The sequence below is a fragment of the Achromobacter sp. NPDC008082 genome (assembly GCF_042957345.1).
Classification (GTDB): domain Bacteria; phylum Pseudomonadota; class Gammaproteobacteria; order Burkholderiales; family Burkholderiaceae_B; genus Achromobacter; species Achromobacter kerstersii_A.
Window position 1 is genome coordinate 95,602 of record NZ_JBIBIB010000004.1, and the last position, 24,505, is coordinate 120,106.

Sequence of the window (24,505 nt, forward strand, 5' to 3'; positions counted from 1 at the left end):
AATAGAGGGGGAAGCAGCGTGGGAGGGAACGGCCCCGGGGTGGCCCGGGGTTGGCCCTCATGCGCGCGTTCCCGTCATGGCCAGGCCCACGGTGGCGGGCGTCCATTCGGCCACCGGCTTGACGGCGACGAGCTTGCCGCCGCACAGCACGGCGATGCGGTCGGCCAAGGCGAAGATTTCTTCCAGGTCTTCAGACACCAGCAGCACGCCAGCCCCGCGGGCGCGGGCGGCCAGCAACTGCTCGCGCACGTAGGCGACCGCGCCAATGTCCAGGCCCCAGGTCGGCTGGTCGGCCACGATGAAGCGCGGCTCGCGGGCGAGCGTGCGGCCCAGGATCAGCTTCTGCATGTTGCCGCCCGACAGGCTGCGCGTGCGCACATCCAGCGAGGCCGCGCGCACGTCGAACTGCTTGGCCAGCGACGCCGCGTAAGCGCGGCCGGCGCGTGCGCGGATCAGGCCGTAGCGCGCAAAGCGCTTGTCCTTCAAGTCTTCAACGATGGCGTTTTCCCACAGCGGGCTGTCGCCGATCATGCCTTCGCCGTGACGGTCTTCGGGAATGCGGCCGACGCGCGCGGCGGTCCAACCGGCGGGAGTCGTGGGCGCGGCCGCGTGTTCGGCGCCCAGCCGGATCGTGCCGTCGCTGGGCTGGCGCAGGCCGGTCAACACCGACACCAGCGCCTGCTGGCCATTGCCGGCCACGCCCGCGATCGCCACGATTTCATGTTTGTGGACGGTCAGGTCCAGGCTGTCCAGGCGCGGGGCGCCATCGCGGCTGTCGCGCACCGTCACTTGCGACAAGGTCACCACGGGCGCGGCCTGTTCAGCGGCGGCCACGGCTTCGGCGCGCGGCATGACGACCTTGCGGCCCACCATCAACTCCGCCAGTTCGGCGGGGCTGGTGCCGGCGGTGTCGCGTTCGGCCACCAGCTTGCCCTGGCGCAGCACGGCCACGCGGCGCGACACGGCCATCACTTCGTCCAGCTTGTGCGAGATGAAGATGACGGCCAGGCCTTCGTCAACAAAACCGCGCAGGGTCGCGAACAGGTCCTGCACTTCCTGCGGCGTGAGCACCGCGGTGGGCTCGTCCAGGATCAGCACGCGCGCGCCGCGGTACAGCGCCTTCAGGATTTCCACGCGCTGCTTTTCGCCGACGGACAGGCCGCCCACACGCGCGTCCGGGTCTACGCCCAGGCCGAAGCGCTGGCCCAGTTCAACCAGGCGGCGGCGCGCTTTGGCGCGGCCGGACGCCAGCTTCCACAGCGATTCCGTGCCGACCATGATGTTGTCCAGCACGGTCAGGTTGTCGGCCAGGGTGAAGTGCTGATGCACCATGCCCACCCCCGCCGCCAGCGCGGCGTCGGGCCGGCCGGGGGGCAAGGGTTTGCCGAAGACGTCGATACTGCCGGCATCGGCCACGTAGTGGCCAAACAGAATCGACACCAGGGTCGATTTGCCGGCGCCGTTCTCGCCCAGCAAGGCCAAGACTTCGCCTTGCCGCAGCGTCAGCGAGATATCGTCATTGGCCGTCAGGCTGCCGAAACGCTTGGTGATCCCTGTCAGTTGCAGGGCGAGAGGCGCTTGATTCATCGTGCCGAGGACTTGGGTTCTTTGTCGTTGACCTTGACGGTGAAGCTGCCGTCCAGAATGGCTTTTTGCTTGGCTTCGACCTGGGCGATCAGCTCGGCGGGAATCTTCTTTTCGAAGGTGCCCAAGGGCGCGAGCGACGAGCCCTTGTGCTTCATCAGCGAGTACTGGCCGTAGTCATCAGCCTTGAACGTGCCCGCCTTGACCTGCTTGAGCGCCTCGTCGATGGTGGGCTCCATGCTCCACAGCGCGGAGGCCACCACGGTTTCGGGGTACTGCGGCTGCGTGTCGATGACGTTGCCGATGGCCAGCTTGCCGCGTTCCTTGGCGGCATCCGACACGCCAAAGCGTTCGGCGTACAGCACGTCTGCGCCCTTGTCGATCATGGCGAAGGCGGCTTCCTTGGCCTTCGGGGGATCGAACCACGAACCGATGAAGGTCACGGTGAATTCAGCCTTCGGGTTCACTTCCTTGGCGCCTTCGATGAAGGCCTGCATCAGGCGGTTCACTTCGGGGATGGGGTAGCCGCCCACCAGGCCGATCTTGCCCGTCTTGCTCATGCCGCCCGCGATCATGCCGGTCAGGTAGGCCGGTTCCTGAATGTAGTTGTCGAACACCGAGAAGTTGGGCTGCTGCGGCTTGCCCGAAGAACCCATCAGGAAGGCGGTCTGCGGATAGTCCTTGGCCACCTTGCGGGCGGCGGCTTCCACGGCGAAGGCTTCACCCACCACCAGCTTGTTGCCCTGCTCCGCGTACTGGCGCATGACGCGTTCGTAGTCGGCGTTGGTGACGTTTTCCGAGAAGGTGTATTCGATCTCGCCACGGTCGCGAGCAGCCGTCAGCGCCTTGTGAATGCGCGACACCCATTGCTGCTCGACCGGCACCGTGTAGATGGCGGCAACCTTGGTCTTGGCGGGGGCTTGGGCTTGCACGGCGCCCGAGAACAGCAGCGCGCCGGCAGCGGCGGCGGCCGCCAGCTTGAGCAGGCCGCGGCGGGCGATGCCGCCGGCGGACGGGGTGGACAAGGATTTCATGCGGGTGACTCCTTCGCGGGGGATGGAAACAGAATGGGAATGGCGGCCAGACGTTTGAAAATCGCGGTCGCCGGCAGGCGTGCCGGGGCGAACGGGCGGAAACGTAGGCGAGGGATCGGTCATCGGATGGGGGCGCCGGGAGGCGCGTCCCACCCGAATGGTCGGGTTCGCAGCCAGTCCTGGCGAAGCAAGTTGTATGCCATGGGGCATTCCTGCGACAAGTCGGGGAAACCTGATGGACGGGCAGGATTATAGGCACCCTGGCGGGGATTCGTGGCACCAAGGTGGTGCGGGTTGTCCCAAAGCGTGGACATCCTTGCTGCGAAACAGTGAGTTCCCGCGTCAACGTTGTGCGTATCCGCTGGTGCGCCGCCCGCCGCACTTAAAATCCCGCCATAAGCCGCGCGGGGCGCGGCAAGCTGGAAACTCCATGCAAGACATTCAATTGCTGCTCGAGCAATACGGCGGGTGGCTGGTGTTCGCCAACGTGCTCGTCGAACAGGCGGGCCTGCCCGTGCCGGCTTACCCGATGCTGATTGCAGCCGGCGCGCTGGGCGGCGCGGCGGGGTGGCTTGTGCCGTGGTTCGCCGCCACGGTGGCGTGCCTGCTGGCAGACTCGCTTTGGTATGTGGCCGGCCGGCGCTACGGCTCGCGGCTGCTGGGCGTGATCTGCAAGATGTCCTTGTCGCAGGATTCCTGCATCCGCCAGACGCAACGCCTGTACCTGCGCATCGGTGTGCGGGCCTTGCTGGTGTGCAAGTTCCTGCCGGGCGCGGGCGCGTTGTCCACCGTCATGGCGGGCCTGACCGGCACCGCCTACCGGCGCTTTCTGCTGTACGACCTGGTGGGCGCGATGATCTGGGCCGGTTCCGCGCTGCTGCTGGGCGGGCTGTTCCACAGCGTCGTCAACGACGTGATCGAAATTCTGGGCACCTACGGCGCGATGGGGCTGGGCGTGCTGGCCGCGGTGTTGGCGCTGTATATCCTGACGCGTTTTTTGCGCCGCCGCATTCTGCTGCGCAGCCTGCGCATCATTCCCCGCGTGTCCGTCGACGAGCTGATGCAGTGGCGGCAAAACGGCCGTAACCCGCTGGTCTTTGACGTGCGCCCCGAAGCGCAGCGCGACGCCGCGCGCATCCCCGGCGCCATCGCCGTGGACTTGAAGGCGCCCTTGCCTGCGCTGGATGCGCACGCGCTGGACTCCGACATCGTGGTCTATTGCGCCTGCCCGAACGAGGTCTCGGCAGCGCTGCTGGCCTCGCGCCTGCGCGCGGCGGGGTATCCCAAGACCTGGGCGCTGCGTGGCGGTTTTGAAGCGTGGGCGGAACAGAATCACGCGCCGCCCGCTGCGCCAAGCGCATAATTTCACATCAGCCCGCAAGACAGGCGGGCGGCAACAGGAGAGACGAATGCGGTTGTTGTTTTTGGGTGCCGGCGGCACGGGCGGTTATTTCGGCGGACGCGCCGCCCAGGCGGGCGCGGACGTGACGTTTCTGGTGCGTGAGCCGCGCGCGGCGCGCATCAGCGAGCAAGGCTTGCGCATTCAAAGCCCGCTGGGCGACGTGACGCTGCACCCGAAGCTGGTCACGCAGCAGACCTTGCAAGGCCACTACGACGTCGTCGTGCTCAGCTGCAAGGCGTATGACCTGGCCAGCGCCATCGACGCCATCCGCCCGGCCGTGGGGCCTGACACGGCGGTGCTGCCCATCATGAACGGTGTGTTGCAGTATGACGTGCTGGACCGCGAATTCGGACCGCAACGCGTGCTGGGCGGGCTGTGCCAGATCAACGCCACGCTCGGCCCTGAAGGCGAAGTGGTGCATCTGGGCAAGCACGCCAACATCGTCTTTGGCGAACGCACCGGCGCGCCGCGCAGCGAGCGTTGCGTGGCGCTGGAGCAGGCCTTGGCGGGCGGCGAATACGTCAGCCGCCTTAGCCTGGACATCCACCAGGACATCTGGGAAAAGTACGTCATGCTGACGACGCTGGCCGCCGCCACCTGCATGATGCGTGGCACGGTCGGGCAGATTGCCTCTACCGATGATGGCATCAGCATCCTGCTTGGCCTGCTGAAAGAAACGCAAGCGGTCGCCGCCGCGTCCGGCCATGCCGTACGTCCGGAAGCGGATGCCGCCGCGCAAAAGCTGATGACCGACCGCACGCAACCGATGACGGCGTCCATGTTCCGCGATCTGCGCCAAGGGCTGCCGGTCGAGGCCGACCATATCGTGGGCGACATGGTTCACCGCGCCCGCGCGTTGGGCGTGGACGCGACGTATCTGCGCGTGGCGTATTCGCATTTGCAGGTTTATCAGGCGCAGCGCGCAGCGGCTTGAGTTCGGTCGATTGATGCATAACTTGCAAAAAACTCTTCCGATTTTCTGGGTTTTTTGTTCGGATTTGACCGAATAGTATGGATTTGCCTGAACCGGGGCGTGTTGTGGCGCATGTTGCGCCGCCCGCTCCGGTTCTTCCTCCCTAGGAGCAAGACCATGAAAATTGCATTGATCGGCATTACCGGCCGCGTCGGTTCCCGCGTTGCGGACGAACTGCTCAAGCGCGGCCATCAAGTCACGGGCATTGCCCGCAATCCGGCCGACGTTAACGCCCAGCCCGGCCTGACCGTCCAGCAAGGCGACGCCACCGACCCCGAAGGCCTGACCCCGCTCTTGACCGGCCACGACGCCGTCATCAGCGCCACGCGTTTTGTCTCGACCGACGCCAAGCCGCTGTTGGCCGCCGTGAAGAACGCGGGCGTGCCGCGTCTGCTGGTGGTGGGCGGCGCGGGCAGCCTCTTGGTGGCGCCCGGCAAGCTGTTGATCGACACCCCCGAATTCCCCGACGCCTACAAGCCCGAAGCGCGCGCGGGCGTCGTGTTCCTGGACACGCTGCGTCAGGAAAAAGTGCTGAACTGGACGTTCATTTCGCCGTCGGCATTGTTCGAACCGGGTGAGCGCACGGGCACGTTCCGCGTGGGCGATGACTACCTGCTGGCCGACGACGAAGGCAAGAGCTGGATCTCGATGGAAGACTACGCCATCGCCCTGGCCGATGAACTGGAAACGCCGAAGCATTCGCGCCGCCGCTTCACCGTCGGGTACTAAGCAGCAGGCGGTGCAAGGAAAAAGGAGCCCGGGGAGTCCGTCAAGGGCTCCTTTTTTCATTGTGCGCTTGGGCCGGATTTAGCGCTTTTGTTTGTAAACTGGCAGACCGCCAACCGGCGTCACCCTGAGTTGTTTGTATGCGTATGAAGTGGAAATCCTTGGCCGCCTGTGTGCTGGCCGCGTCCAACTGCCTGGCGGTTGCGCCGGCGCTTGCGGCTGCGCCCCAGTCGAACAAGGAGATCGTCGTCGCGTTCTTTCGCATGATGTTCCAAGACCGCGAGGTCGACGAGGCGGTGCGCCTGTACGTCAGCCCTAACTACGTGCAGCACAACCCGTACATGCGCGATGGCGTCGGCCCGATGGTGGATTTCTTTCCGCCCTATTTCGATCAGCATCCGCAAGCCATCGTCGACATCAAGCGTGTGATCGCCGAGGGCGATCTGGTGGTGATTCACAACCAATGGCGCGATTCGCCGGAAGACCGTGGCCAGGCGGTGGTGGATATTTTCCGCGTTGAAAAAGGCAAGATCGTCGAGCACTGGGACGTCAGCCAGGAAATTCCCGAGAACCCCGCCAACCAGAACGGCATGTTCTAAGAGCGAGCCATGCCCAACATTGAACCGGTGGAACTGGCCCGCGCGTATCTGCTGTTAAACCACGGCCCGACGGTGCTGGTCACCAGCGCCCATGGCGACGCGCAAAACGTCATGGCCGCAGCGTGGGCGATGCCCTTGGATTTCAGCCCGCCCAAGATGCTGGTGGTGGTGGACAAGCACACCTACACGCGCGAGCTCATCGAAGCATCGGGCGAATTCGCGCTGTGCATTCCGTCGCGCGCGCAGGCCGCCGCCACGTTGAAGGTGGGGTCGGAGTCTGGCCGCGATGAAGACAAGTTTCAGGCCAGCGGCCTGGCCACGTTTCCGGCCAGCAAGATCGGCGCGCCGTTGGTGGCGGACTGCCTGGGCTGGCTGGAATGCAAGGTGGTGCCCGAGCCGCACAACCAGCAGGCTTATGATTTGTTCATCGGCGAAGTCGTGGCCGCTTGGGCCGCGCCGGATGTGTTCTCGCAGAACCGCTGGCACTTCCCGCAAGACGACCGGCGTTCGGTCCACTATCTGGCCGGCGGTTCGTTCTTCGCCACCGGCGAGGCCTTCAACGTTTCAGAACCGGAGTAGCCCCGATGCGCAGCGTGTATCTCGCGGGTTTCGATGTATTCCTGCCCGATGCCGTGGCGTATGGCCAGCGGCTCAAGGCGCTTTGCGCCACGTATGGGTTTGACGGCTTGTTTCCGTTGGACAACATGGCTCCGAAGGACTTGGCGGGCCAGGCGCTGGCGCAATGGATCTATCGCGAAAACGTAGCGTTGATTCGCCGCGCCGACATGGTGATGGCTAACCTGAACCCGTTTCGCGGCGCCGAGCCCGATTCGGGCACAGCCTTTGAAGTCGGTTATGCCGTGGCCTGCGGCAAGCCGGTGTGGGGCTATACCAGCCACGCCGGATCGCTGATCGACCAGGTGGCCGTGGGCGCGGCGGCGGACGACGGCGCATCGCGCATGGTGGATGCCGAAGGCTACACGGTGGAAGACTTCGGCTTGAACTTGAACCTGATGCTGGCATGCAGCGCCCGCATCGTCGTGGGCAAGGCATCCGATTGCCTGGCCCGCATGGCGCAAGACGCCGCGCGATAGATCAGGGGGCGGTCTTATCCGGGCGGTTTTTTAGGCGCCCGTTTTGCGGCGCGGCGTTTTCTTCGTCTTGCGTGGCGCGGCACCGCCCGGCGTCGCCAGATACCCCATCACCGCATCGACCACGGCTTGTTCAAGCTGCTTGGCGTCGAAACCCGCGGGCGGTTCCAGCGCCATCGCGTGCACCAGGGATTCCATGATGCGCAGCACGACGTAGGTCGCCAAGTCCCGGTCTTGTTGCGCGATTTCGGCGCGGTGCAATTCCAGCAGGTGCCGCATGCGGCGGTGGATGTCCTGATCGGCCAGGCTGTGTTCACGCGGCGTATCGAATAGCGGGAATTCACGTTCCAGCACGCGGTGCAGCGCGGGCTCCAGCAGGTGCGCGTGCAGCATGGCCTGGACGATGGCGGCGACGCGCTCTGTCAGCGTGGCGGCGGGGTTGCTGTTCAGGACGTCGTCAATGACATCCAGCATCTGGTTGTCGTGGCGCTGATGCAGCGCGGCGATCAACGCGTTCTTGTTCGGAAAGTACTGATACAGGGAGCCGACGCTGACCCCTGCGGTTTCAGCGATCAGGTTGGTGTTGGTGCCTGCATAGCCGTGCGTGGCCAAAACGCTAGCCGTGGCTTGCAGAATGGTGTCGACAGTGTGCTGGGACCGGAGTTGGCGCGGGGATTTCCGGGGCTGGGGGATGGCGGTCATGGATGCGTTGAAAGGCGGGTATCAAACCTGAGCAATGGCTCATAAAATTTGCAGCAGGCAATCCGAGTTGTCACCCGCAAGCGCGGATTATGCCATCGGTGAATTCTCCGCGATGGTTTCGGATTGTCATGACCCTTTCAAGGATTTGTCATGCCGCACTGATGCCGCACTTATGTGGCATCGGGGGCGGCATCGGGGGCGGCGGATGGCGGGGGGTCCCGATCGCCGCCCCGCTGCGTGTTGGGGCGAACGTGATGCTTATGTCGCCTATTACGCGAATCTGGCTTAGTCCGTGACGCGAATCTTGCTTAGACCGTGGCGGCCATTTCCAGGACTTCGTCGTCGACGGGGGTGGCTTCCCCGTCTTTCAGCTTTTGCAGATGGTCGGCGAGTTCGGCGATGGTCAGGGCGACCAGGCCATGTTGGGCGGCGTAACGTTCGAGCGAGGCGCCGCGCATCATGGTGCCGTCGGCGTTCATCAGTTCGCACAGGACGCCTGCGGGGCGCAGGCCGGCCAGCACGGCCAGGTCGACCGAGCCTTCAGTGTGGCCGCGGCGGGTGAGGACGCCGCCGGGTTGGGCGCGCAACGGGAACACGTGGCCGGGGCTGACGATGTCTTCGCTTTGCGCCGACGGCGAGATGGCGGCGCGGATGGTGGTGACGCGGTCAACGGCGGACACGCCGGTGCTGACGCCTTCGCGTGCTTCGATGGAGACGGTGAAGGCGGTGGCGAAGCGGCTTTGGTTGCGCTGGACCATGGGGGGGAGTTCCAGGCGGTCTAGCGTTTTGCCGGGCAGGCACAGGCAGACGATGCCGCTGCCATCACGGATCAGCTGAGCCATGACGGGCACGGTGAGCTTGTCGGCGGCGACGATCAGGTCGGCTTCGTTTTCGCGATCGAAATCATCCATGAGGATGACGGGGCGGCCCAGGCGCAGATGATGCAAGGCGCGCTGCAGGCGGGCGGCGAACGGTTGTGAAGCCAGGCTGGGAAGGGACTGCGGGGTATTGAGGTTGGACATGGTTGAAACGCTCTCGCAAATTTAAGGGGGCGAAAAACGTTTCAGGGCTAATCGACAGCCGAACGCAATACGGCTTGCCGGGCGCGTGTGGCGCCCGGATAAGCGGGGTTGTGTCGGCACATCTTCTCTCATCCGGACTATGACCGTCGGCTCTGGCATTTCACCAGATCTGCTGACCCCGATGTCCGAAGGACGCCGGGCGCTCGCGGGCTCACCACATTGCATGGCATACCGCCGGTGGGGAATTGCACCCCGCCCTGAAGACGTACTGCATGTCGTGTTAACGACTTTGCGGATTGTACGCCTGTCTGGGGTGTTGGGAGGAATGGGCGTTATGTGGGTGGGGTTTTGTGTCGGGGACGGGATGTGGGTTCTTTTGACGTCAGGCGTGTGGGCGGGCCGGGGTGCGCGGGGCAACGATGGCGGTCCGGAGCCTTCGCTCCGGACTTCCCCTTCGTCATCTTCGTCACCCGCCGAAGGCGGGTTCCTTCAGATTCCCTCGGGCTTATCGACGCCCCGCGCACCCCGGCCCGCCCACACGCCTGACTGCGCTGCGGGAAACTTTACAGGGGCCGGGGCGGGTGGTTTGCTTGGCCTTTTTCTGGCAAGCGGCTTGATGGGGGAAGAGCTTGCGGGGTCGCCAAAGCCGGTCGCGCAGGCGACCTTTTTTGGCGTTGAGGTGTCTTGCGGGCGGTGATGACGCTGCGCGCGGGGGCGCGTCGCTTCGCTCGCGGGCTATTTAGCCTTTGGGGGTGGCTGTCGCTTCTGCGTTGGTTTTTACATCCGCTGCTTTTTTCGCTTTTGCTCCCTTTGCCGCTTTTGCGCCCTTTGCTGCTTTTTCTACTTTTGCAGTTTTTGTTTCTTCGGCGGCTTCTGTTGCCTTCGCTTCCGCTTCGGCCGAGGCTTCTTTTTTTGCCTTCGTCTTCTTCTTAGGCAGGGCCAGCATCGTGCCGCGGCACGGCGGGGTGCCGCAGAGGCAGCGGTAGCCTTCCTTCAGTGCCTTCGTGATGCGGCCGTCCAGGACCAGGCCGTAGTCGTACGACAGTTCCGTGCCGCGCGGGATGTCTTGCAGGGCGACGATGTAGACGCGCTTGCCGTGCTTGCCTTCCTGCGCCTCGCAGTTGGGCTCACAGGAATGGTTGATCCAGCGTGCGTCGTTGCCGTTGTCACCGCCGTCGATCACGCGGCCGGAGCTGAGCGCGAAGAAGAAGGTGTGGAAGGGATCGTCCGGGTTGGTGGGGTGGCGGCGGTCGGCTTCTTTGGCGCTGATGCGTTCACCGCCGTACTCGATGATGCGCGTGCCGGCGGGGATCTTGCGGGCGGCGAAGACGCCGGTGCCGTGAAGCTTGGAGCGGCGCACAACGTGCCAGGGCTTGATCGGGGTGGCTTCGGTGGTCATGGAGGCGTGTGGGAGGCGGGTTTAGGCGATAAGAAGGCGAACAGACGAAACAGAATTATATCGACGCGTCTTTGACAGGATGACAGGCGTATAGTGAGCGCCGCCTTGTTCCTCGTTGATATTTATCATGATCGTCCGTCCGCGTCCCTCTGCGCTGGCTTTGTTCTTTGTGTTGCGCGGCTCCATCATCCCGCGCATTCTCGCCAGGCTCATCGTCATTACGTTGTTGTCCTGTGTGGTGGTGTGGATGTATCACCGCCAGCTGTTTTCGCCGGCGCATCTGACGGCGGTGCCGTTTTCGCTGTTCGGGCTGGCCCTGTCGGTCTTCATGGGCTTTCGCAATAACGTTTGCTATGACCGCTGGTGGGAAGCTCGCAAGCAATGGGGCGATTTGATTGTGCAGGCGCGCAGCCTGGCGCGTGAAAGCGCGGTGCTGTTGGCGGCCAGTACGGCGAATCCGGTGCAGGAACGGCTGGTGCGGCGCTGTATTGGTTTTGGCTATGGCTTGGCGGCGCGCTTGCGTGGGCAAGACATGGTGGACGCCGTGCGTCCGTGGGTGCAGCAGGATGAGCTGGATACGTTGGCCGGGGTTCGCAATGTGCCGGATGCGCTGCTGATGGCGATCAACCGCGATCTGGCGGCGTGTTTGCGGCGCGGTGAGTTGAGCGACATTCTTTATCAGGGGCTGACCCAGCGCGTGGCGCAGTGCGCGGCGATTCAGGCGGCCTGTGAGCGCATCAAGTTCACGCCCTGTCCTTTCGCGTATTCGCTGCTGCTGCATCGCACGGCATGGCTGTTCTGTCTGCTGCTGCCGTTTGGGCTGGTGGGAACGCTGGAGTATCTGACGCCGGTGGCGGTCATCATCATTGCGTATACGTTCTTCGGGCTGGACGCGTTAGGCGACGAGCTTGAAGACCCGTTCGGTTTGGAAGAAAACGACCTGCCGTTGTCGGCGCTGGCGCGGGTGATTGAAATTGATCTGCTGGAAGGCTTGGGCGTGCGCCCGTTGCCCGAGGCAGTGGTGCCCGAGGATTTCGTGTTGCGATGACATGGGGGGAGCCGGCTCCGCCTTCCGCGCAGCCTGTTCCCTTGGCCGTATTCCTGCCCGGCCCTGCCCTGGCCTGTTCCGGTTTCGCTTCCCCTTAGCCTGCCGGACCTGTCAGCGGCAGCATGGTTTCCTTCAGACGGCGCAGCACGAAGCAGGATTTGCTGTGGCGGATGCCGGGGATGCGGTAGAGCTGTTCGCGCAGCAGGCGTTCGTAGTCGCGGGTGTCGCGCACGGCGATGCGGATGTAATAGTCGTAGTCGCCCGACACCAGGAACGCTTCCAGCACTTCAGGAATGGCCGCCAGTGCGCGGCCGAATTCATAGAGCGTTTCCTCGCTGTGGCTTTCCAGCGTGACGTGCACGATCACCGTGTCCATGAAGCCCAGGCTGGCCGGGTCGATGTCGACCGTGTAGCCGCGGATCACCCCGGCGCTTTCCATGCGCTTGATGCGGTTCCAGCAAGGCGTGGATGACAATCCCACCGCCGCGCCGATGTCGTTCAGGCTGGCGCGCGCGTTCTCTTGCAGCACCTTCAGAATGGCCAGATCAAACTTGTCCAGGTTCATTTTCTTTGATTCCTCCAAATCGAAGATAAATTTACTCCGAACGGCCGGTATTCGTGGAAAAGAAGATAAAAATTCTTCGAAGCTACGAATAAGATAGATAGCATGAACGATCGCCTGCACCCCACCGCCGCCGCCGCGCTTGCCGCCACTGATCGCCCCGTTGAAAACGGGGCGAAAATTCTGCTCGATACGCTGATTGCGCACGGTGTCGATACCGTGTTCGGGTATCCCGGGGGCGCCGTGTTGCCGCTCTACGATGCGCTGTACGCCGAGCCGCGCTTGCGCCATGTGCTGGTGCGCCATGAGCAGGCCGCCGTGCACGCCGCGGAAGGCTATGCCCGCACCACTGGCCGCACGGGGGTGGTGTTTGTGACGTCCGGCCCCGGTATGGCCAACACCACGTCGGGTCTGTTGGACGCCATGTGCGATTCGATCCCGGTGCTGTGCATCAGCGGCCAGGTGGCCACTGCCGCAATCGGCACCGACGCCTTCCAGGAATGTGACGCCATCGGCATCTCGCGTTCCGTGACCAAGTGGAATACGCAGATCCGCGCCGTGGACGACGTGGGCAATGTGGTGTCGCGGGCGTTCGAGCTGACCCGCCAGGGCCGCCCCGGCCCCGTGCTGGTGGATTTTCCGAAAGACGTGCAGTTGGCGGTGCCGCGCGACGCGGACGATGATGTGCCGGGCCTGCCGTCGCAGCAGAAGCTGGCCGCGCTGCGGGCGCGCCGTCAGGCGGGCAAGCTGGCGCCGAAGCTGCCGCAGTCGGCCGTGCGCCGCGCCGCCGCGCTGATCGCGCAGGCCAAGCGCCCTATTTTCTACGGCGGCGGCGGGCTGGTGAACGCCGGCCCCGAGGCCTGCGAGGCCTTCACCGACCTGGTCCGCCACACCGGCGCGCCGTGCACGTTGACGCTGATGGGGCTGGGCGCGTTCCCGGCGTCTGATGCGCAATTCGTCGGCATGCTGGGCATGCACGGCACGGTCGAAGCCAATCTGGCCATGCACAACGCCGACCTGGTGGTGTGCATTGGCGCGCGTTTTGATGACCGCATCACCGGCAAGCTGTCGGAGTTTTGCCCGCATGCGCGCAAGATCCATATCGACATTGATCCGGCGTCGATCAACAAGGTGGTGCGCGTGGACGTGGCGCTGGTGGGCGATTGCCTGCCGCTGGTGCGCGCGCTGCGCGCCGAGCTGGGCGATGCGCCGATGGACGCGGCGCGGCTGGCGCCGTGGTTCCAGCGTATCGACACGTGGCGCCGCCAGGACTGCCTGGGCTTCACGCCCGCGGCCGATGCGATCTTGCCGCAACATCTGATGTCGAGCCTGAACGCCGCGCTGGCTGATCGCGACGCGATTGTTTCAACCGACGTGGGCCAGCATCAGATGTGGGCCGCGCAGTATCTGCGTTTCGACAAGCCGCATCGCTGGTTGACGTCGGGCGGTGCGGGCACGATGGGTTACGGCGTGCCGGCCGCGATTGGCGCGCAGGTGGCGCATCCGGACAAGACGGTGGTGTGCGTCAGCGGCGATGCGTCGGTGCTGATGAACATCCAGGAATTGTCCACCGCCATGCAACACGAGACGCCTGTGAAGGTCGTGCTATGCAACAACGGCTACATGGGCATGGTGCGCCAGTGGCAGGAATTGATTCACGGCGGCCGCTACAGCCACAGCTACAACGCGTCATTGCCCGACTTCGTGGCGCTGGCGCGTGCGTTCGGCTGGGGCGCGGCGCGCGTGGATGATCCGGCGAAGCTGGATGCCGCCTTGGCCGAATGCCTGGCGCATGACGGGCCGTACTTCCTGGACGTGGCGGTGACGTCGCAAGAGAACTGCTTCCCGATGATGCCGGCCGGGCATGGGCATCAGAAGATGATGCTGGCCGAAGGCGTCTGGTATCAGGACGAGACGACCTGAGCCGGGCGCTAGAACTGAATCGACAAGCCGCCGTCCACCACCAGCACGTGTCCGTTCACATACGACGCGGCCGGTGAGGCCAAGAACACGGCGGCGCCGGCGATTTCTTCCGGTTCGCCCCAACGCCCGGTCGGGTTGCGCGCCGCGATGCGCGGGCCGACATTCGGGTCCGCCACCATGCCGGCGTTGGTTTCCGTAGCGAACGTACCCGGCGCGATCGCGTTGCTGGTGATGTGGTGGCCGCCGAATTCCGCCGCCAACGCGCGCACCATCCCGGTCAGGCCCTGCTTGGCTGCGGGATACACGGCATCGCCCGCGCGGGCCAGCTCACCCACTACCGACGTGATGGCGATCAAACGCCCGCCGCCCTGGCGCACCATGCGCTCGGCGGAGAACTTCGCCAGCAGCATGCCGGCGACAAGATCCGTATCGATAAGGTCGCGGATTTCAGCGGGGCTGGTGTCGCGCAAGGTCTTGCGGTTGCGCGCGCCCACGTTGTTCACCAGCACGTCCAGCCGGCCGTGCTCGTCGTCGATGCGCTGGAAGGCGCGTTCCATGTCGGCATCGTCGCTGACGTCGAATGGCAAGGGGTGCGCGTCCAGGCCGGCGTTGGCCAGCTCGGCCACGGCGGCGTCTACCGCCGCGGCGTTGCGGCCGTTGATCAGCACGCGTGCGCCGCAACCGGCCAGCGCGCGCGCAATGCAAAAGCCCAGCCCGCGCGCGGAGCCGGTCACCAGGGCGACCTGGCCGGTCAGATCGAAGTTGCGCAGATAAGGTAGTGTCGTCATGGGTGCTATCCCGCTTGTTGCCGTCATGTTTCCTGAGCGCTTATTCCCGGAACTCCGGCGCCCAATGCAGCAGCCGCCGTTCCAGCCAGGTCACACAATAAACCAGTGCGATGCCAACGATGGACAACAATGTCACGGCGGCGAACATGTCGGTGGCGTTCAGCGTGGCCAGCGCGGTGATCATCAGATACCCCATGCCAGTGGTGGACCCGACAAATTCGGCCAGCACCACGCCGATCAGCGCAAAGCTGATGGCGTTGGGCAAGGCGGCGAACGTCCAGGCCGCGGCCGTCGGGATGCGTACGCGCCACAGGATCTGGCGCGGTGACCCGCCCAGCGTGCGGCAGAAGTCGACCAGTTCGCGCTCGACGCTGCGCCCGCCCTTGTAGGTGTTGAAGAACACGAGGAAGAACACGACGAACCACGAAGTCACCACCTTGGACGCCAGCCCCAGGCCGAAGAACATGGTGATGAGCGGCACGAACGCAATGCGCGGCATGGAGTTGAACGCCACGATGAAGGGGTTGAAGACGTCGGCCAGAAAGCGGCTGCGGCTAAGCGTCATGCCGACGATGAAGCCGCTGCCTACCCCCACCACCAGCCCCACGAGCGTGGCTTGCAGGGTCAGCCACAAGTGGGGCCAGACCGAGCGCGGCCCGGGTTGCAGCCATTCCCACAGCCGCACCGCCACGCGCGATGGCTGGCTGATGAAGAAGGGGTCGAACAGCGTGTTCTGCGTGAACCACGGGATGCGCGTGAGCGTCTCCCAGGAGCCCAGGATGAGGGCAAGGATCAGCACTTGCCACAGCGTGATGCGCACGCGCCGGGCGACGCTGGCGCGGCGGTCCAGCCGCAGCTGGTCCTGCAGGGAATCGGATGTTTCGGTCGGGATCATGGTGCGAAATGGGTCAGGCGGCGGCGCGGAACTGCTGGCCCAGCACGCTCCACAGGCTTTGCACGTGCGCCACGAATTGCGGCGTTTCGCGCAGCGTGAAGACATCGCGCGGATGCGGAATCTGGATGCGTTCATCCAGCAGCACGCGGCTGGGCGGGCCAGACAGCACCACCACCCGGTCCGAGAGCAGGATGGCTTCGTCCAGGTCATGCGTGACCATGACGATGGTCTGGCCCAGCTTGCGCCAGATCTCCATCAGCTCGCGGTGCAGGTGCGTTTTGGTGTGCGTGTCCAGCGCGCCGAAGGGCTCGTCCAGCAACAGGATGCGGGGCTCAACGGCCAGGCTCATCAGCAACGCCACGCGCCGCCGCATGCCGCCCGACAACTGATGCGGATACGCGTCGGCAAAGGCGCTGAGATGGCCGAGCTCCAGCAGTTCGGCCACGCGGCGTTCGATCTTGTCGGCGGCCACGCCCTGAAACTTCAGGCCCAAAGCCACGTTCTTCCTGACGCTGAACCAGGGCAGCAGCGTGTCTTTCTGAAAGATGTAGCCCAGCGCGGGCGGCACCTGCCCGTCGACCACGTTGCCGTCCACGCGGATCGTGCCGGTGGTGGGCCGCAGAAAGCCCGCGATCATGTTCAAGAGCGTGCTCTTGCCGCAACCCGACGGGCCGACGATGGAAACGAATTCCCCTTGTTCGATCGCAAGGCTGACGTCGCCCACCGCATGCGTCGTGCCTTGGCGCGACTGGTACGCCTTGCCGACCTTGTCCAGCGTGATCATCAAAGGCCCCGGGCTTTACGCACGAAGCTCATGTTTACGCATCGGGCATAGGGCACGGTCTTGATTTCGTCGTTCGAGAACTGGCGGCCGTCGCCCATGATGGCCGTCATGCGGTTGTAGGCGTCTTCGGTGATCAGGTTGTCTTTCAGGAACACCGTGTCTTTGTAGACGCCCAACGTCTTCTCGATGGCGGCGCGCGGGAAGGCGCTCAGGTAGTCGTCGTAGATCACATCCGTGATGCCGGCCGCGCTGTTGGCGGTGATGAAGTCCTGCGCCTTGACCATGGCGGTCACAAACGCCTGCACCACTTCAGGGCGCTTCTGGATGGTGTCTTCCAGCGTCAGCGCCGCGATGCCGGGCACGTCGCCGCCCATGAATTCATTCCACGAGGCTTCGGTGGTGGCGTCGAAAATCGGCACGCCCCAGCCCTCTTGGCGGGCCTGTTCCATCATGGACATGGTGGCCATGCTGGCCGACACCGAACCCGTCTTCAGCGCGCCCAGCATCGTGGCCAGGTCGCCCAGCGGACGGATGTCGACCTTGTCGGCCACACCCGCCTTCTGCATCAGGTACACCGCCATCAGCCAGGTGCTGGACTGCGGCTGGGTCGCGCCCACGCGCTTGCCGGCCAGGTCTTTCAACGACTTGATCTTGCCGCTGTCGAAGTCTTCGCGGCGCACGATGACGTTGGCGTAGGTAAGCTTGCGGTCAAAGCCGAACACCAGCGCGGCGGGCTTGCCGGCAATCGTCAGCGCAGGCGCGGCGGTGGCCGCGGTGGCGCCGAACACAATCTGGCCGGCCGCCAGCAACTGGTTGGTGCGCGGGCCGCTTTGCGAGTTCAGGTATTCAACGTCCAGGCCGCCTTCACCGAAATAACCCTTCTTCAGCGCCACATAGCCGGCTGCGAAAAAGGGGTCGATGCTGCCTTGCCCGTAGACCACGCGGCCCAGCTTGGGCTGGGCGAACACGACGCGCCCGTTCAGCAAGGTGACGCCGGCCAATGCGCCAGCGGCCGCCAGCACGCGGCGGCGGGTAGTGAAGTCGGGGCGGTGATTCATGTCATCCTCGAAGTGAGTTTGGTTGCAGCTGTTTGGCGAAACAATACCCCAGCGCATGCCGTCCAACAATGGAAAACGCCCGGCAGCGCCGGGCGTTGGACGTTTGGGAGCGATGGGTTTGCGCGATCAGCGCCGGGGTTCTTGCGCTGGGCCGATCACGCTGCGCCCCTGCTACGCGGCGGTTTTCTTGGGGGCGGCTTTCTTGACGGCTTTTTTGGCAGCGGTCTTGGTGGCTGTCTTGGTGGCCGTCTTAGTCGCTGTCTTCGTCGCGGTCTTTTTCACCGCTGCCTTCTTTGCCGGCGCCTTCTTGGCCGCTGTCTTCGTTGCAGTCTTAGCCGCAGTCTTCGCGCCCGCGCGGCCCGGCTTCTCAGGACGCGGCTCGAACTCGAAGCCGATCTTGCCGTCGGGCTGACGCACCAGGAACGCCTTGAACTTGCGATTGGTGCGGCTGGACACGAAGCCTTCAAGCAGGTCGGTGCGGCCGTTGCCCAAAAGCTTGCCCATCTGTTCGGCCGAGATCTCCTGTTGCAGGATGACCTTGCCCGAGCGGAAGTCGCAGGTCTTTTCGGGGCCGACCGACTTTTCGCACACGTAGCTCATGCCGTGTTCGAACACGCGCGACTGGCACTTCGGGCATGGCCCGACCGGCGTGTGGCCGGAGAAGTCCACAGCTTCGGTGTCGTCTTCGTCGTTCTGGCCGAAGTCGAATTCCAGCTTGTACTCATCGCTGATGCGCAGGATGGCGGCAAACGGCCGGCCCATCTTGCTGATGAAGCCTTGCAGCGGACCGATCTCGCGCTTGGCCAGCAGTTCTTCGACTTCCGGCAGCTCGAACGTGCGGCCGCCCGGGTGCTTGCCAATCGAGAAGTCGCACGCCGTGCAGGCGAAACGGCGGTAGTTTTCCTTCACCACCGCGCCGCACTTGGGGCACGGCGTTTGCAGCGTGGCGTAGTCGCCCGGCACCGTGTCGCGCTCGTATTCCTTGGCGCGCTTGACGATGACTTGCGTCATCTGCGCGATTTCGCGCATGAAAGCTTCGCGGCCCAGGCCGCCCTGCTCGATCTGCTTGAGCTTGTGTTCCCACTCGCCAGTGAGTTCAGGCGAGGTCAGTTCGGTAACGTCCAGGCCCGACAGCAGCGTCATCAACTGGCGCGCCTTGGCGGTGGGCACCAGGTCGCGGCCTTCGCGGCGCAGGTATACCTCGTTGAGCAGGCCTTCGATGATGGCGGCGCGCGTGGCCGGCGTGCCAAGGCCGCGCTCGGACATGGCTTCGCGCAGCTCTTCGTCGTCCACCAGCTTGCCGGCGCCTTCCATGGCGGACAGCAAGGTGCCTTCGTTGAAGCGGGCGGGCGGCTTGGTCGACAGGCCGACGGCTTCGACGTCTTCCGTGCGCACGGTTTCGCCGTCGGCCACGGGCACCAGGTTGGCGTCTTCGCCTTGGGCTTCCTTGCCGTAGACGGCGAGCCAGCCCGGGGTGACCAGCACCTTGCCGTCGGTGCGGAAGCGATGCCCCTGCACTTCGGTCAGGCGGGTGGTGACGCGGTATTCGGCGGCCGGGAAGAACACGGCCAGGAAGCGCTTGAGCACCAGGTCATACAACTTGGCTTCGGCTTCGCTCAGGTCGTGCGGGATTTGCAGCGTGGGGATGATGGCAAAGTGATCCGACACCTTCTTGTTATCGAAGATGCGGCGGTTCGGCTTCACCCATTGCTGGCTGACGACGGTGTCCGCGTGGCGGGCCAGGCCGCCCACGGCGTTCGAGCCGCCCTTGGCCAGCGCGCGCATCGTTTCCTGCACCGTGGTGATGTAGTCCTCGGGCAGATAGCGCGAGTCGGTACGCGGATAGGTCAGCGCCTTGTGGCGTTCGTACAGGGTCTGGGCGAGCGCCAGCGTGGTCTTGGCCGAAAAGCCGAAACGGCCGTTGGCCTCACGCTGCAACGACGTCAGGTCGTACAGGGCCGGCGACATCTGGGTCGACGGCTTGGATTCTTCGGTGACGTTGCCCGGCTGGTCGCGGCAGGCGGCAACCACGCTTTGCGCGGCAGCGGCCGACCACAGGCGCGATTCGCGCTTTTCCGGGTCACGGTCGTCTTTCTTGAATTGGGGGTCGATCCAGCGGCCTTCGTAAAGGCCGGCGGCGGCGACGAACTGCGCGCGCACTTCCCAGTAGTCGCGCGGCACGAAGCGGCGGATGCGCTCTTCGCGCTCGGCCACAATCGCGAGCGTGGGAGTTTGCACCCGGCCCACCGGCGTCTTGAAGAAGCCGCCGTCCTTGCTGTTGAAGGCGGTCATGGCGCGCGTGCCGTTGATGCCGACCAGCCAGTCGGCTTCGGCGCGCGAGCGGGCGGCCGCTTCCAGCGGCTTTAACTGAGCGTCGTCGCGCAAGTTGGCGAAGGCTTCGCGGATGGCGGCCTGCGTCATCGATTGCAGCCAGAGGCGCTGGATGGGCTTTTTCACGCCCGCGTACTGAATGATGTAGCGGAAGATCAGTTCGCCTTCGCGTCCCGCGTCACAGGCGTTGATGATCGAATCCACATCCTTGCGCTTGGCCAAGCGGACCAGCAGCTTCAGGCGTTCGGCGGATTTCTTGTCGGTGGGGCCCAGTTCGAATTCCGGCGGAATCACGGGCAGGTGCGTGAAGCTCCACTTTCCCTTGACCGGATCATTGGGCGCGACCAAGCTCAGCAAGTGGCCGATGCTGGACGCGAGTACGTAACGTTCGCTTTCAAAATAGTCGCCCTCGCGCGCAAAGCCTCCCAAGGCGCGTGATATATCAAGGGCCACCGAGGGCTTCTCGGCAATAATCAGCGTTTTATTCATGTGTATCCAGTGGCGGTAGTCCCGCCTTAGTAGCGCGGATAATAAGATCGGAGATTCGCCAGATGCAAGTCGGCACTGAAAGACAAGCGGGATCCGAACTGCACGCTTGGCGTCAATTCTTGGCGCGAAGCACCCTGTGGCTAGGCGTTTTGCTGCTTGGCAGCGCTGCGGTTTGCTGGGTCGCGGCCAACTGGCAGGACATGACAAAAGTGCAACGCTTTGCCGGCACACAAGGCCTGCTGGCGTTTTCTGCGCTGGCTGCCGCCTGGACCGGATTGCGCCTTCGGGGAACGCCCGGCGTGCGGCGCAGCATCCCTGGCGCGCTCCTGGCTTTGGCCGGCATGTTGCTGGGCGCCTTGCTCGCGTTATTAGGCCAAACTTACCAGACTGGCGCCGATACCTGGGAATTGTTCGCCTGGTGGGCGCTGTTGCTGCTGCCCTGGGCGCTGGCCGCATCCAGTCAGGCGGTGTGGTTATTGTGGGTGCTGGTGCTCAACGTTGCGGCCGCCCTGTGGCTGGGCGAACGCGTGTTCACCTGGTACGCCATCTACGACGGCACCGGCCTGCCCAACCTGATCATGGCGGCGCTTAACCTCACCTTGTTGCTGGGCTGGGAGCTGGCCGCGCGCCGCTGGCAGGCCAGCACGCTGATCGGCCCCCGCGTCCTGGCCGCCATCGCCATCAGCGCCTTGGTGCTGTCCCTGATGTTCGGCTTCTTCATTCTGCGCGGGACGGGTTCGCTGAACGCCGTGGCGTGGGTTGCCGTCACGCTGGGACTGGGCTTTTTCTATCAGCGCGGCCGGCGCGATCTGGTCATTCTGGCCATGCTGGCGGCGGGCGTCATCTGCGTGTCGCTGCGTGTGGTGGGCGAATGGCTGCTGCGGCTGGAGCCTGGCGTCTGGGCCGCGCTGCCCTTGGCCGCCCTGCTCATGGCCGAAGCCGTGCTGGCCGCGCGCTGGCTGCGCAAGCTGGCGGCCGAACCCGGCGCCGCCGTGGCGCCCGCTGACGCCGAACCCGCTGCCGCCTCGGCGGGCAATGCGGTCGAGTCCGGCGACGCAGGCACGCCTGTCGTGCAATTGGCCCCTGCCGCCAAACCGCATGCCGAACCGCCCTGGTATGTGCAATGCCTGCTGGGTCTGAGCGCCTGGCTGGCCACCCTGCTGCTGCTGGTGTTCGTGGCGTTCTCGGGCATCGTCACGTCGGAAGAAGGCGCACTCGTGGCCGGGCTGGTGCTGTGCGGGGCGGGCGTGGCGGTGCTGCGCAGCGACGCCGGGCCGTTCTGGCGGCAATGCGGCACCGCGATGGCCTTCACGGGCCAGATTCTCATCATCTACGGGCTGTCCAGCTCCACGTCTTTCACCAGCGCCTGCTTCTTTGTATTGCTGCTGGGCGCGGCGGTCTATGCGCTGGGGCCAGACGTGATCCTGCGCTTTCTGTCCGGCCTGCTGATCGCGGCGGCGGGCGCCGCCTTGATGTGGCGCGTGCTGGCCCCCGAACTGATGAGCGACGATCTGCTGGACGCCTGGCTCTACTTTGACGCGGGCCGCGTCGGGTTTGTCTGGCTTCCCATTGCCGTGACCGGCGCGTGGGCCACGGCCGTCATCCTGACCTGGGGCCATCGCCAGGGGGGCAAGCGTGCCCACACGCTGGAGCCGCTGGCCTGGGCTTTCCTGCTGTCCGTGCAAGGCATGGTGTGGCTGGCGGGCGGCGTGTCGGCCCTGCACCTGCCGGCCATGTGGCAACTCAACCCGCAAGGGGCGGTGCTTGCCGTGGCTGGCGCGCTGCTGCCGGCTGCCGCGGCGCTGGCGGTGCTGTGGCCGCGCCGCCACGTGCTGACGGCAGGCGTGACCTGGGGCGTGCCGATCGCCCTATTGGTGCTGGCGCTGTTCTGGCTGCCCAGCCCCGGCGTGGGGTTTGCGCTGGCCTGGCTGCTGCTGGGCTTTGGGCTGAACCAGCTGCGGCTGGTCATCTTCGGGGTGTTGAGCCTGCTGGCCTATCTGGGCATCTATTACTACCAGCTGGATGTGCCGCTGCTGCAAAAGGCATTGTGGCTGGGCGGCGCGGCGTTGCTGCTCTTCGTGTTGCGCGGCCTGGTCTGGCTTGTGCCTCGGCTGATGCGTACGCAGACGCCGGACCGGCGCGCCCCGTTGCCGCCCGTCTCGGGTTCGCTGCGTTTGCGCACGCTGGCCATTCTGGGCGGCCTGGCGCTGGTGCTGGTGGTGGCCAACGGCGGCATCTGGCAGCGCGAGAAGCTGCTGGCCACGGGTAAAGTCGTCATTCTGGAATTGGCGCCCGTCGATCCCCGCTCGCTGATGCAAGGCGACTACATGGCGCTGAACTTCGCCGCCAGCCGGGACATCACGCGTCTGCGCTTGGGGGGTGACCGCCAGGTGGATGACGATTCCATCATGGGGTTCGAGCCCGATGGCTATGTGATGCTGCAACCCGATGCGCGCGGCGTCGCCACGCCATTGCGTATTCAGCCCGACGTGCATCCGCATACCGATGGCGAAGTGCCGCTGCGTTATCGCGTCCGCGATCGCGGCGTGCGCATCGTGACGAATGCGTACTTCTTCCCGGAAGGCGAAGCCAAGCGCTACGAGGTGGCCCGTTACGGCGAGCTGCGCGTGGGCGAAAACGGTGAGGCCTTGCTGGTAAGAATGCTGGGCGAGGACTTGCAGCCGCTGTAACGGCTGCGCTAAGCCGGAAGGCGCGGAAAGCGCTGCGCCCAGTGCGCAGTGGCTTCCCGCAGGAACGCATCGCGATCCTGCGCGATGACGGCCGCAAACCCCAATGCGCGCCACGCGCCCTGTAGCGCGGCTAGCGGCGCGCAGGTATCGATGGCGGGGGCGCCGTTCTGCTTGGACAGCTTCAGCCCGCTGGCGGCATCCAGAATCAGCGGCACGTGTAGATAGCGTACCGGGGGCAGCCCCAGCATGCGGCCCAGCACACGCTGGCGCGCCGTTGAACTGAGCAGGTCGGCGCCGCGCACCACATCCGTCACGCCTTGTTCGCCGTCATCCACCACCACGGCCAGCTGATACGCCCACAGGCCGTCCGCGCGCCGCAGCGCGAAGTCGCCCACCGCTTGCGCCACGTCCTGTTCCTGCGGGCCCAGCCAGCGGTCTTCAAAATGTTCGATGCCTTCGGGCACGCGCAGCCGCCACGCGCGGGCCTGGCGGCCTGCGGGCAAACCGTGGCGGCAGGTGCCGGGATAGGGGCGTTCGCCATCGGCGCCCGGCATCGTCTGGCCGCGCAAGGCGGAATCGGCAATTTCGCGGCGGGTGCAGCCGCAGCCATAGATCAGGCCGCGTGCGGCCAGCGAGTCAAAAGCGGATTGGTAGGCGGCGTTGCGTTGCGACTGCCAGAGGATGTCACCGTCCCAGTGCAAACCCAGCGCGTTCAGCTGCGCCATGATGGCGTCTGCCGCGCCCGCCACGGTGCGGGGGGTGTCGACGTCTTCCATGCGCAATAGCCAGCGCCCGTCGTGGGCGCGCGCATCCAGCCAACTGGCCAGCGCGGCCACGAGCGAACCCGCGTGCAGCGGGCCACTGGGGCTGGGGGCGAATCGGCCTACGTAAGTCACGGCAAAACGAAAAACCCGCGCGGCAAGCGCCACGCGGGAGTCAGCGGGGTCAATGCAGCAGCCGCACGCCCTCTTCGTCCAGCAGCTCTTCCAGGACCAGGTTGTCGATCTCGGCTTCCTGGCTCCAGAGAACCATCAAGGCAATGATCTTGATCTTGGACAGCGGCACGGGCGTTTCCGGCGAAGCCAGGCCCCGGTCGATGACGATTTCGCGCAAGGGCGCAGGCAACACGCCCGCCGATTCCAGGAAGGCGATGAAGCCGATGGATTCGGTGCCGAGTTGGCTGTATTCGTTGTCGGTGTAGATCCGGGTTCCGGTGTTGGGCGCCTGAGCGAGGTCGACACATCGTTCGGTGGTCTCGGCCAAGCCATACAGCCAGCCGAGGGCGTCGTCGATGTCTTCGTGCTCGAAACCGGCGGCGGCGAGCCGCTTAGCGAGCACATCGGCCGCAGGACAGGCTTGCGGCGTGTAGTAATTCTCGAACAGATAAACCAGGATATCGAACATA

At 65.1% G+C, this 24,505-nt stretch carries 22 protein-coding genes and 1 riboswitch; of the genes, 9 read left to right on the plus strand and 13 right to left on the minus strand.

Translation table 11 applies throughout. The features are described from left to right. Nucleotides 1-57 precede the first annotated feature (57 nt). Both ACFZAI_RS16655 and ACFZAI_RS16660 read right to left on the minus strand, forming a co-directional pair. The gene (locus tag ACFZAI_RS16655; RefSeq protein ID WP_391567949.1) at nucleotides 58-1,587 is read right to left on the minus strand and encodes an ABC transporter ATP-binding protein; all 1,530 of its coding nucleotides are present in this window, start codon (nucleotides 1,585-1,587) and stop codon (nucleotides 58-60) included. Next, a complete protein-coding gene (locus tag ACFZAI_RS16660; protein ID WP_391567950.1) occupies nucleotides 1,584-2,618 on the minus strand; it encodes a BMP family protein in 1,035 nt (344 codons plus the stop codon). Before ACFZAI_RS16660 ends, ACFZAI_RS16655 begins: the two co-directional genes overlap by 4 nt. A gap of 430 nt (nucleotides 2,619-3,048) precedes the next feature. On the opposite strand from ACFZAI_RS16660, the gene ACFZAI_RS16665 reads away from it, so the two are divergent. The 6 genes from ACFZAI_RS16665 (at nucleotide 3,049) to ACFZAI_RS16690 (ending at nucleotide 7,412) form a co-directional block, all read left to right on the plus strand. Further along, a complete protein-coding gene (locus ACFZAI_RS16665) occupies nucleotides 3,049-3,981 on the plus strand; it encodes a DedA family protein/thiosulfate sulfurtransferase GlpE (RefSeq protein ID WP_391567951.1) in 933 nt (310 codons plus the stop codon). A 46-nt stretch (nucleotides 3,982-4,027) separates the two neighbouring features. Continuing rightward, nucleotides 4,028-4,954: a 2-dehydropantoate 2-reductase gene (gene panE, locus ACFZAI_RS16670; protein ID WP_391567952.1), complete on the plus strand. Its 927-nt coding sequence runs from the start codon at nucleotides 4,028-4,030 to the stop codon at nucleotides 4,952-4,954. A gap of 156 nt (nucleotides 4,955-5,110) precedes the next feature. Then, the gene (locus ACFZAI_RS16675) at nucleotides 5,111-5,722 is read left to right on the plus strand and encodes an NAD(P)-dependent oxidoreductase (protein WP_391567953.1); all 612 of its coding nucleotides are present in this window, start codon (nucleotides 5,111-5,113) and stop codon (nucleotides 5,720-5,722) included. A 137-nt stretch (nucleotides 5,723-5,859) separates the two neighbouring features. Then, entirely contained in the window at nucleotides 5,860-6,318 is a 459-nt protein-coding gene (locus tag ACFZAI_RS16680) for a nuclear transport factor 2 family protein (RefSeq protein WP_391567954.1), read from the plus strand. Nucleotides 6,319-6,327: 9 nt separating this feature from the next. Beyond that, complete coding sequence (locus tag ACFZAI_RS16685; RefSeq protein ID WP_391567955.1) at nucleotides 6,328-6,897, plus strand: flavin reductase family protein; 570 nt, start codon at nucleotides 6,328-6,330, stop codon at nucleotides 6,895-6,897. 5 nt (nucleotides 6,898-6,902) lie between these two features. After that, nucleotides 6,903-7,412, plus strand: coding sequence for a nucleoside 2-deoxyribosyltransferase (locus ACFZAI_RS16690; RefSeq protein WP_391567956.1), 510 nt, complete (start codon nucleotides 6,903-6,905; stop codon nucleotides 7,410-7,412). A 30-nt stretch (nucleotides 7,413-7,442) separates the two neighbouring features. On the opposite strand, the gene ACFZAI_RS16695 is transcribed toward ACFZAI_RS16690, so the two are convergent. From ACFZAI_RS16695 to ACFZAI_RS16705, 3 genes are all read right to left on the minus strand, one after another. After that, nucleotides 7,443-8,111 carry a TetR/AcrR family transcriptional regulator gene (locus tag ACFZAI_RS16695; protein WP_391567957.1) on the minus strand — a complete coding sequence of 223 codons (669 nt, stop codon included), beginning with the start codon at nucleotides 8,109-8,111 and terminating at the stop codon, nucleotides 7,443-7,445. A gap of 308 nt (nucleotides 8,112-8,419) precedes the next feature. Then, nucleotides 8,420-9,133 (minus strand): 3,4-dihydroxy-2-butanone-4-phosphate synthase, encoded by a 714-nt coding sequence (gene ribB, locus ACFZAI_RS16700; protein ID WP_391567958.1) that lies wholly within the window; start codon nucleotides 9,131-9,133, stop codon nucleotides 8,420-8,422. Nucleotides 9,134-9,249: 116 nt separating this feature from the next. Next, nucleotides 9,250-9,402: riboswitch (FMN riboswitch) on the minus strand. Nucleotides 9,403-9,872: 470 nt separating this feature from the next. Next, nucleotides 9,873-10,532: an SET domain-containing protein gene (locus tag ACFZAI_RS16705; RefSeq protein ID WP_391567959.1), complete on the minus strand. Its 660-nt coding sequence runs from the start codon at nucleotides 10,530-10,532 to the stop codon at nucleotides 9,873-9,875. A 127-nt stretch (nucleotides 10,533-10,659) separates the two neighbouring features. On the opposite strand from ACFZAI_RS16705, the gene ACFZAI_RS16710 reads away from it, so the two are divergent. Beyond that, on the plus strand, nucleotides 10,660-11,580 hold the full coding sequence (locus ACFZAI_RS16710; protein ID WP_391567961.1) for a bestrophin family protein: 921 nt from the start codon (nucleotides 10,660-10,662) through the stop codon (nucleotides 11,578-11,580). A 94-nt stretch (nucleotides 11,581-11,674) separates the two neighbouring features. On the opposite strand, the gene ACFZAI_RS16715 is transcribed toward ACFZAI_RS16710, so the two are convergent. After that, nucleotides 11,675-12,145, minus strand: a complete 471-nt coding sequence (locus ACFZAI_RS16715; protein WP_006227770.1) for an Lrp/AsnC family transcriptional regulator — start codon at nucleotides 12,143-12,145, stop codon at nucleotides 11,675-11,677. Between the two features lie 93 nt (nucleotides 12,146-12,238). Between ACFZAI_RS16715 and ilvB the strand changes: the two genes are divergently transcribed. Continuing rightward, entirely contained in the window at nucleotides 12,239-14,065 is a 1,827-nt protein-coding gene (gene ilvB, locus ACFZAI_RS16720; RefSeq protein WP_391568528.1) for a biosynthetic-type acetolactate synthase large subunit, read from the plus strand. 8 nt (nucleotides 14,066-14,073) lie between these two features. Here the strand turns inward: ilvB and ACFZAI_RS16725 are convergent, their stop codons facing one another. The 5 genes from ACFZAI_RS16725 to ACFZAI_RS16745 form a co-directional block, all read right to left on the minus strand. Then, complete coding sequence (locus tag ACFZAI_RS16725; RefSeq protein ID WP_391567962.1) at nucleotides 14,074-14,853, minus strand: SDR family oxidoreductase; 780 nt, start codon at nucleotides 14,851-14,853, stop codon at nucleotides 14,074-14,076. Between the two features lie 40 nt (nucleotides 14,854-14,893). Next, a complete protein-coding gene (locus ACFZAI_RS16730) occupies nucleotides 14,894-15,748 on the minus strand; it encodes an ABC transporter permease (RefSeq protein ID WP_391567963.1) in 855 nt (284 codons plus the stop codon). A gap of 13 nt (nucleotides 15,749-15,761) precedes the next feature. Then, nucleotides 15,762-16,532, minus strand: coding sequence for an ABC transporter ATP-binding protein (locus ACFZAI_RS16735; RefSeq protein WP_391567964.1), 771 nt, complete (start codon nucleotides 16,530-16,532; stop codon nucleotides 15,762-15,764). Continuing rightward, a complete protein-coding gene (locus ACFZAI_RS16740; protein ID WP_391567966.1) occupies nucleotides 16,532-17,590 on the minus strand; it encodes an ABC transporter substrate-binding protein in 1,059 nt (352 codons plus the stop codon). The genes ACFZAI_RS16735 and ACFZAI_RS16740 overlap by 1 nt, the downstream gene beginning before the upstream one ends. Before the next feature lie 171 nt (nucleotides 17,591-17,761). Continuing rightward, a complete protein-coding gene (locus ACFZAI_RS16745) occupies nucleotides 17,762-20,410 on the minus strand; it encodes a DNA topoisomerase III (protein WP_391567967.1) in 2,649 nt (882 codons plus the stop codon). A gap of 62 nt (nucleotides 20,411-20,472) precedes the next feature. Between ACFZAI_RS16745 and ACFZAI_RS16750 the strand changes: the two genes are divergently transcribed. Next, the gene (locus tag ACFZAI_RS16750; protein ID WP_391567968.1) at nucleotides 20,473-23,100 is read left to right on the plus strand and encodes a GDYXXLXY domain-containing protein; all 2,628 of its coding nucleotides are present in this window, start codon (nucleotides 20,473-20,475) and stop codon (nucleotides 23,098-23,100) included. An 8-nt stretch (nucleotides 23,101-23,108) separates the two neighbouring features. Here the strand turns inward: ACFZAI_RS16750 and gluQRS are convergent, their stop codons facing one another. Next, a complete protein-coding gene (gene gluQRS, locus ACFZAI_RS16755; RefSeq protein ID WP_391567969.1) occupies nucleotides 23,109-23,996 on the minus strand; it encodes a tRNA glutamyl-Q(34) synthetase GluQRS in 888 nt (295 codons plus the stop codon). Nucleotides 23,997-24,045: 49 nt separating this feature from the next. After that, nucleotides 24,046-24,504: a DUF494 family protein gene (locus tag ACFZAI_RS16760; RefSeq protein WP_050447430.1), complete on the minus strand. Its 459-nt coding sequence runs from the start codon at nucleotides 24,502-24,504 to the stop codon at nucleotides 24,046-24,048. Nucleotide 24,505 lies beyond the last annotated feature (1 nt).